The organism is Micromonospora globispora (assembly GCF_003857015.1).
GTDB classification, from domain to species: Bacteria; Actinomycetota; Actinomycetes; order Mycobacteriales; family Micromonosporaceae; genus Micromonospora; species Micromonospora globispora.
This window is the reverse complement of record NZ_QGGF01000145.1, coordinates 1-8,499: the sequence shown is the minus strand read 5'-3', so window position 1 is coordinate 8,499 and position 8,499 is coordinate 1. Positions and strand designations below refer to the sequence as shown.

7 protein-coding genes are annotated in these 8,499 nt (G+C 72.3%); 5 read left to right on the top strand and 2 right to left on the bottom strand.

What is annotated here, in order from left to right:
* Positions 1 to 1,294, top strand: a 1,294-nt coding sequence (locus DKL51_RS05250; RefSeq protein ID WP_124811791.1) for a GuaB1 family IMP dehydrogenase-related protein, incomplete at its 5' end; no start/stop codon positions are given.
* A gap of 12 nt (positions 1,295 to 1,306) precedes the next feature.
* Here the strand turns inward: DKL51_RS05250 and DKL51_RS05245 are convergent.
* A complete protein-coding gene (locus tag DKL51_RS05245) occupies positions 1,307 to 1,864 on the bottom strand; it encodes a TetR/AcrR family transcriptional regulator (protein ID WP_109944746.1) in 558 nt (185 codons plus the stop codon).
* A 93-nt stretch (positions 1,865 to 1,957) separates the two neighbouring features.
* Between DKL51_RS05245 and DKL51_RS05240 the strand changes: the two genes are divergently transcribed.
* From DKL51_RS05240 to DKL51_RS05230, 3 genes are read left to right on the top strand one after another with little or no spacing between them, the layout of a single operon-like run.
* Positions 1,958 to 2,479: a MarR family winged helix-turn-helix transcriptional regulator gene (locus DKL51_RS05240; protein WP_109944751.1), complete on the top strand. Its 522-nt coding sequence runs from the start codon at positions 1,958 to 1,960 to the stop codon at positions 2,477 to 2,479.
* Positions 2,473 to 4,206, top strand: coding sequence for an ABC transporter ATP-binding protein (locus DKL51_RS05235; RefSeq protein WP_109944747.1), 1,734 nt, complete (start codon positions 2,473 to 2,475; stop codon positions 4,204 to 4,206). The genes DKL51_RS05240 and DKL51_RS05235 overlap by 7 nt, the downstream gene beginning before the upstream one ends.
* Positions 4,203 to 6,212 (top strand): ABC transporter ATP-binding protein, encoded by a 2,010-nt coding sequence (locus tag DKL51_RS05230; RefSeq protein WP_109944748.1) that lies wholly within the window; start codon positions 4,203 to 4,205, stop codon positions 6,210 to 6,212. Before DKL51_RS05235 ends, DKL51_RS05230 begins: the two co-directional genes overlap by 4 nt.
* A gap of 74 nt (positions 6,213 to 6,286) precedes the next feature.
* Here the strand turns inward: DKL51_RS05230 and thrS are convergent, their stop codons facing one another.
* Complete coding sequence (gene thrS / locus DKL51_RS05225) at positions 6,287 to 7,504, bottom strand: threonine--tRNA ligase (RefSeq protein WP_109944749.1); 1,218 nt, start codon at positions 7,502 to 7,504, stop codon at positions 6,287 to 6,289.
* A 499-nt stretch (positions 7,505 to 8,003) separates the two neighbouring features.
* Here thrS and DKL51_RS05220 point away from each other — a divergent pair.
* Positions 8,004 to 8,499: DedA family protein (locus DKL51_RS05220; protein ID WP_124811790.1), on the top strand; the 496-nt coding region annotated here is incomplete at its 3' end.

The window sequence follows — 8,499 nt, the reverse complement described above, 5'->3', positions numbered from 1 at the left end:
GTCGAACATGACCGCTGTCTCCGGCCGCCGGATGGCCGAGACGGTGGCCCGGCGCGGCGCGATCGCGGTGATCCCGCAGGACATCCCGATCGAGGTGGTGGCCAACGTCGTCGCCTGGGTCAAGCAGCGGCACCTGGTGCACGACACGCCGATCACCCTCGGCCCGACCGACACCGTCGGCGACGCGATCCACCTGCTGCCGAAGCGTTCGCACGGCGCGGTGATCGTGGTCGACGAGAACGGCCGCCCGGTCGGTGTGGTGACCGAGGCGGACACCGTGGGCGTGGACCGCTTCGCCCAGCTCCGGCACGTGATGTCGACCGAGCTGCACACGGTGCCTGCGGACGCCGATCCGCGTACCGGTTTCGACCGGCTCTCGGCCGGGCGGCGGCGGCTCGCCCCGGTGGTGGACGCCGAAGGTCGGCTCGTCGGGGTGCTCACCCGGCAGGGCGCGCTGCGCGCCACGCTCTACAAGCCGGCCGTGGACGACAAGGGCCGGCTGCGGATCGCCGCGGCGGTGGGCATCAACGGCGACGTGACCGGCAAGGCTGCCGCGCTGCTGGAGGCCGGGGTCGACACCCTGGTCGTGGACACCGCGCACGGGCACCAGGAGCGGATGCTCGCCGCGCTGCGGGCGGTCCGCGCGCTGGACCCGGCGGTTCCGGTCGCGGCCGGCAACGTGGTCACCGCCGAGGGCGTACGCGATCTGATCGAGGCCGGTGCGGACATCATCAAGGTCGGCGTGGGACCGGGCGCGATGTGCACCACCCGGATGATGACGGGGGTGGGGCGGCCGCAGTTCTCGGCGGTGCTGGACTGCGCGGCGGCGGCCCGGGCGCTCGGCCGGCACGTCTGGGCCGACGGCGGGGTGCGTCACCCGCGGGACGTGGCGCTGGCGCTGGCCGCGGGGGCGTCCAACGTGATGATCGGTTCCTGGTTCGCCGGCACGTACGAGTCCCCCGGCGACCTCTACACCGACCAGGACGGCCGGCGGTACAAGGAGAGCTTCGGCATGGCGTCGGCCCGGGCGGTCAGCGCGCGTACCGCCGAGGACAGCGCGTTCGACCGGGCTCGGAAGGCGATTTTCGAGGAGGGCATCTCCTCGGCCCGGATGTACCTGGACCCGAACCGGCCGGGCGTCGAGGACCTGATCGACGAGATCATTTCCGGGGTACGCAGCGCCTTCACCTACGCCGGTGCGCGCAATCTGGACGAGTTCCACGAGCGGGCGCTGGTCGGTGTGCAGAGCACCGCCGGCTACACCGAGGGCATGCCGCTGCCGACGAGCTGGTAGCTCGCCGGCAGGTCACTCGAAGAGGCGGCGGATCACCGATCGGGCCGCCGCCTCCGGGTCCTCCCCGACGCCGGCCGGCAGGGCGCCGGCCAGCCAGAGCGTGGCGAACCCGTGCACGATCGACCAGGCGGCCAGGGCGTCCCGGTCCGGCTCGGCGCTCGACGCAGCCGCGAGGGCGGAGACGCCACCGCGCAGCGCGGCCCCGGCCCGTGATCGGGCGGCCACTACCTCGGGCACGTCGGCGCGGTAGAGCTCCGGGCGGAACATCACCTCGAAGTGGGCCCGGTGGTCGACCGCGAACCGGACGTAGGCCACCCCGAGCTCGAGGAGGTCGTCACCGGCGCGGCCCAGCGCGTCGGTGAGGAGGTCGAAGCCCTCGACGGCGAGTGCGGTGAGCAGTCCGGCCTTGTCGCCGAAGTGGTGCGCCGGGGCGGCGTGCGACACACCGGCCCGGCGGGCCAGGTCGCGAAGGCTCAGCGCCACCGGCCCGGACTCGCCGATCACGTCGACAGCCGCCGCCAGCAGGGTCCGCCGCAGGTCGCCGTGGTGGTAGCCGCGGGTCGTGGTCATGCGAGCGAGCATATCTTGCCATTGACAAGATGTCGCGTTCCCGAAATTAGTTTGGGGCCTGACGATCCGGGGGCTAACGTGTCTGGCGTGAAGATGGAACCACTGGTCCGCTTCCCCGACATGCTGAGCCACGCGCCGCTCGGCCGACTGGTCTCGGTCGCCGGGCACCTCGTGGACCAGCACTGGGGGCGGTACCTGGCCGAGCACCACGGGCTCACCCCGGCCGGGATGCGGGTGCTGTTCATCCTGTCCCGAATGGGCGACACGGCCCACCGTGAGGTCGCCGAACGCTGCTTCGTCCGGCCCGCCACGCTCACCGGCATCGTCGACACCCTGGAACGGGACGGCTTCGTCGAGCGCCGCCGGGACGCCAACGACCGCCGGACGGTGCAGCTCACCCTCACCGACAAGGGCCGCGAGCACACCAAGGCCCTCTTCGACCTGATCCACAGCAACCGGCCACTCACCTCCGTCGACGCCGACCCGGCGAAGCAGGCGGTGATCCGGGAGTTCCTGACCGAACTGATCACGAGCATGTCCGACGGGGACGTCGGGCGGTTGAACCCAGACCAGGATTCCGCAGACCAGACGACACCGGGGGGCCGTCCTTGCTGATCCGCCTGCTTCGCAACCATCTGCGCCCGTACCGCCGGCTCCTGGCGGCCGTGGTGGCGCTCCAGTTCGTCGGCACGATGGCCTCGCTCTACCTGCCGAGCCTCAACGCCGACATCATCGACCAGGGCGTCGCCCGCGGCGACACCGGCCACATCATGCGTACCGGCGGCTGGATGCTGCTGGTCAGCCTGCTCCAGATCACCTGCTCCGTCGCCGCCGTGTACCTCGGCGCGAAGACCGCGATGGGCTTCGGCCGGGACGTCCGCGGCTTCATCTTCGGCCACGTCAACCGCTTCTCCGCCCGGGAGGTCAACCGCTTCGGCGCGCCCTCGCTGATCACCCGGAACACCAACGACGTCCAGCAGGTCCAGATGCTGGTCCTGCTCAGCTGCACCATGCTGGTGGCCGCGCCGATCATGAGCGTCGGCGGCGTGGTGATGGCGCTCCGCGAGGACGTCGGGCTCTCCTGGCTGATGCTGGTCAGCGTGCCGGTGCTGGCGATCGCGCTGGGCCTGATCATCCGGCGGATGGTGCCCGGCTTCCGGCTCATGCAGACCCGGATCGACACCGTCAACCGGGTGCTGCGCGAGCAGATCACCGGCATTCGGGTGGTCCGTGCCTTCGTCCGCGAGCCGTACGAGACGGAACGCTTCGGCGTCGCGAACGCCGACCTGACCGCGACCGCCCTGCGGATCGGCCGGCTCCAGGCGCTGATCTTCCCCACGGTGATGCTGGTGCTCAACGTCTCCAGCGTCGCGGTGCTCTGGTTCGGCGCGCAGCGGGTGGACGCCGGTCAGATCCAGGTCGGCGCGCTCACCGCGTTCCTGCAGTACCTGATGCAGATCCTGATGGCGGTCATGATGGCGACCTTCATGCTGATGATGGTGCCGCGCGCGGCGGTCTGCGCCGAACGCATCGTCGAGGTGCTGGACACCGACTCGTCGGTGGTGCCCGCCGCCCGCCCGGTGACCGAGGTGGCCGGCCGGGGCGAGTTGGAGCTGCGCGGCGTCGGCTTCCAGTACCCGGGGGCGAGCGCCCCGGTACTGCACGACATCTCGTTCCGGGCCGAGCCGGGCCGGACGACGGCGATCATCGGCTCCACCGGCGCCGGCAAGACAACCCTGCTCACGCTGATCCCCCGGCTGGTCGACCCGACCGCCGGCGCGGTCCTGGTGGACGGGGTGGACGTCCGCGACCTGGCCCCCGACGAGCTGTGGCGCCGGACCGGGCTGGTGCCGCAGCGGCCGTACCTGTTCAGCGGCACGGTCGCCAGCAACCTCCGGTACGGCAACCCGGACGCCACCGACGCGGACCTCTGGGCTGCGCTGGAGATCGCCCAGGCCCGGGACTTCGTGGCCGAGATGCCCGGCGGGCTGGACGCGGCGATCGCCCAGGGTGGCACGAACGTCTCCGGCGGCCAGCGGCAGCGGCTGGCGATCGCCCGCGCGCTGGTCCGCAAGCCGGAGATCTACCTCTTCGACGACTCGTTCTCGGCGCTGGACCTCGGCACCGACGCCCGGCTGCGGGCCGCGCTGAGGCCGATCACCGCGGACGCGGCGGTGGTGATCGTGGCCCAACGAGTCTCCACGATCGTCGACGCCGACCAGATCATCGTGCTCGAGGACGGAGGCGTCGTCGGGATGGGACGACACGAGGAACTCCTGGACACCTGCCCGACGTACGCCGAGATCGTGGCGTCCCAGCAGACCGCGGAGGTGCCGGCATGACCGCCGTACGGGAAAAGGAAGCGCCGAAGCGGCTGCCCGCCGCCGGGCGGCGCACCGGCGGTCCGCCGCACATGAACATGGGCATGCCCGCCGAGAAGTCGCTGAACTTCGGGCCGTCGGCCCGGCGGCTGCTGGGGCGACTGCGGCCGTACCGGCTGCACCTGGCCGCCGTGGTCACCCTCGCGGTGGCGAGCGTCGGACTCAGCGTCACCGGGCCGAAGGTGCTCGGCCACGCCACCGACCTGATCTTCAGCGGCATCATCGGCCGGCAGCTTCCCACGGGTACCACCAGGGAGCAGGCGGTGGCCGGGGCACGGGCGGCCGGCAACGACAACTTCGCCGACATGCTCGCCCGGATGCACGTGGTGCCCGGGGTGGGCATCGACTTCACCGCGCTCGGTCGGGTACTCGCCCTGGCCCTGGCGCTCTACCTGGCCGCCAGCCTGCTCATGTGGTGGCAGGGCTGGCTGCTCAACGGCGTGGTGCAGCGGACCGTGCTGCGGCTGCGCGCCGACGTGGAGGACAAGCTCAATCGGCTGCCGCTGCCCTACTTCGACCGGCAGCCCCGCGGCGAGCTGCTCAGCCGGGTCACCAACGACATCGACAACATCTCGCAGACCCTCCAGCAGACGCTGAGCCAGCTGCTCACCGCCCTGCTCACCGTGGTCGGCGTGCTGGCCATGATGTTCTGGATCTCCCCGCTGCTGGCGCTGGTCGCCCTGGTCGCGGTGCCGCTGTCGGTGCTGGTGACCGGTCAGATCGCCAAGCGGTCGCAGCGCAAGTTCATCGCCCAGTGGACCCACACCGGCGAGCTGAACGGGCAGATCGAGGAGGCGTTCACCGGCCACGAGCTGGTCAAGGTCTTCGGCCGGCAGCGCGAGGTGGAGGCCGCCTTCCGGGTCAAGAACGAGGAGCTGTTCGAGGCCAGCTTCGGGGCCCAGTTCATCTCCGGGATCATCATGCCGGCGATGTTCTTCATCGGGAACCTCAGCTACGTGGCGATCGCGGTGGTCGGCGGGCTGCGGGTCGCCTCCGGGTCGATGAGCCTCGGCGACGTGCAGGCGTTCATCCAGTACTCGCGGCAGTTCACCCAGCCGCTCACCCAGGTCGCCTCGATGGCCAACCTGCTCCAGTCCGGGGTGGCGTCGGCCGAGCGGGTCTTCGCCGTCCTCGACGCCGAGGAGCAGAGCCCGGACCCGGTGCAGCCGGCCCGGATCGCCGACCCGCACGGCCGGGTCGAGTTCGAACACGTCTCCTTCCGGTACGCCCCGGACAAGCCGCTGATCGAGGACCTGTCGCTGGTCGCCGAGCCCGGCCACACCGTGGCGATCGTCGGCCCGACCGGCGCGGGCAAGACCACCCTGGTCAACCTGATCATGCGCTTCTACGAGCTGGACGCCGGACGGATCACCCTCGACGGGGTGGACATCACCACGATGCGCCGGGACGAGCTGCGCGGCCGGATCGGCATGGTGCTCCAGGACACCTGGCTCTTCGGCGGCACCATCCGGGACAACATCGCGTACGGGCGCCCGGACGCCACCGAGGAGGAGATCCTGGCCGCCGCCCGGGCCACCTTCGTGGACCGGTTCGTCCGCAGCCTCCCCGACGGTTACGACACCGTGATCGACGAGGAGGGGAGCAACGTCAGCGCCGGCGAGAAGCAGCTCATCACGATCGCCCGGGCGTTCCTGGCCGAGCCGTCGCTGCTGATCCTCGACGAGGCGACCAGCTCGGTGGACACCCGGACGGAGGTGCTGCTCCAGCGGGCGATGGCGGCCCTGCGCTCGGACCGGACCAGCTTCGTCATCGCGCACCGGCTCTCCACCATCCGGGACGCCGACCTGATCCTGATGATGGAGAACGGCCGGATCGTCGAGCAGGGCAGCCACGAGGAGCTGCTCGCCGCCCGGGGCGCGTACCACCGCCTCTACCAGTCCCAGTTCAGCGGCGCGGTGGTTGACGACGTCGACTCGCTGCCCCAGCCCGCCGTCGCGGGCAGCTGACGGTGCGCCCGACACCCGGCCCGACGCCGGCTCCCGCCCTGCCCGGGCGGGAGCCGGCGAGCCGTGGCCACCAGTCACCCGGCCGGAAGCAGGTCGGGCGAGCGGGCGGCCACCACCGCCCCGATCAGCCCCAGGGCGTCAGCCACCGGCATCGGGTCGAGCCCCCGACCGTTGCGCAGGCGCAGGGAGACCAGGCCGGCGGCGGCCTCCCGGGAACCCACCACCCCGACGTACGGGATCCTGCGGCGGGCGGCGTCGCGGATCCGTGCGCCCAGGGAGCCGGCGAGGTCGACGTCGACGCGCAGACCGGCCGCCTCCGCCTGGCGGGCCAGGTCGACCGCCACCTCCGCCTGCCCGTCGTCGACCGGGAGCAGCACCAGCTGCACCGGGGCGTACCAGGCCGGGAAGGCGCCGGCGTGCACCTCGATCAGGTACGCGAAGAGCCGTTCCATGCTGCCCACCAGGCTCCGGTGCACCATCACCGGCCGCTGTCGGCTCCCGTCCGCGGCGGTGTACGACAGGTCGAACCGCTCCGGCTTGTCGAAGTCGAGCTGGATGGTGGAGATGGTCGACTCCCGGCCGGCCGCATCGACGATCTGAATGTCGATCTTCGGTCCGTAGAAGGCCGCCTCGCCGGGCGCCTCCTGGTAGTCCACCCCGTCGAGCGCGGCGCGGAGCAGTTCCTCGGCCCGCGCCCACTGGGCGTCGTCGCCGACGTACTTCTCCCCCGGCCCGCGCAGCGACAGCCGGAACCCGGCCGGCCGTACGCCGAGCGCGGCGTGCGCCTCGCGGATCAGCCGGAGGATCTCGCGTACCTCGTCGCCGACCTGCTCGAGGGCGCAGAAGTTGTGCGCGTCGTTCAGCGAGATTGCGCGTACCCGGGACAGCCCGCCCAGCACGCCGGAGCGCTCGGCCCGGTACATCCCACCCAGTTCGGCGATGCGCAGCGGCAGCTCCCGGTAGGAGCGGCCGCGGGCGCGGAAGACCAGCGCGTGGTGCGGGCAGAGCGCGGGCCGCAGCACGAACTCGTCGTCGGCGCTCAGCCGCATCGGCGGGAACATGTCGTCGGCGAAGTAGCCGAGGTGTCCCGACAGCTCGAACAGCTCCCGCTTGCCCAGCGGCGGCGAGTAGACGTGCCGGTAGCCGGCCCGGCGCTCCAGGTCCCGCACGTACTCCTCGACGGCGTGCCGGGCGGCGGCGCCGGCCGGCAGCCAGATCGGCAGGCCGGCGCCCGCGAGCGGGTCGGAGACGAACAGCTCCAGCTCCCGGCCGAGCCTGCGGTGGTCGATCATGTCGCTCTCCTTGATGGGGTACGACCCGGAGGCGACGCGGCCCGGAACGCCACGAGGCCCCGGGGCGGTTCGCCCCAGGGCCTCGTCGACGGTTACGTCAGTGCGGCGCGCCGGGGATTCCCGGCGTCGTGGTCACCATCGCACTGCGCATACCCCGACGGTACGCGGCCGCCGTCGCGGCGTGCACCCGCATTTCGGGGAGAGGGGGCGGGCCGCCGGCACGGGACCTGCCGGCGGCCCGCGGCGGCCCGGTCGTCGAGAACGGGGGACCCGACGTCCGTGGGGCCGCGCGCCGACAACGGTACGCCGACCACCGGGGATCCGCCGACCGTGACGGTGTCGCAGGCCACGGCGGCATGCCGTCACATTCCGCGCCGTCGCGTCGTTTTCATCGGGTGGCCCTGCCGTGTGCACGGTCACCACGGGCGAGGCCTCGCCCCGGTGACGCCGGACACGTCATCAGGCTCGAGGCAGGCAATCGGGGGGCGAGGTGGCGGTCGTGGCCGAACTCATCACTGACGTCGCGTCACCGACGTGGGCGTACGTCGCACTGCTCGGGCTGCTGGTCGCCGACGCCTTCGTGCCGGTCATCCCGACCCAGGCCGTCATGATCACCGGCGGTGCGCTGACCGTCTACGGCGGGCTCAGCCTGCCGCTCACCATCGCGGTGGGCGCGGCTGGCGTCTTCGCCGGCGACCTGGCCTGCTACCTGATCGGGCGGGGTGCCCCGGACCGCCGGGAGGCGCGGCACGCCGTGCCGGGGCGGGCCCGCCGGGTCGCCGGCCGGGTGACGCGGGGACTGCGCGAGCCGGGACCACTGGTGATCCTGCTCTGCCGCTTCGTGCCCGGAGGCCGGATGGCGGCCTGCTTCTCCGCCGGGCGCAGCCGCTACCCGTACCGGTTGTTCCTGACCTACGAGGCGGCGGCCGCGGCCGGCTGGGCGACGTACGGGGCGCTGGTCGGGCACCTGGGCGGGACCGCGCTGACCCAGTCGG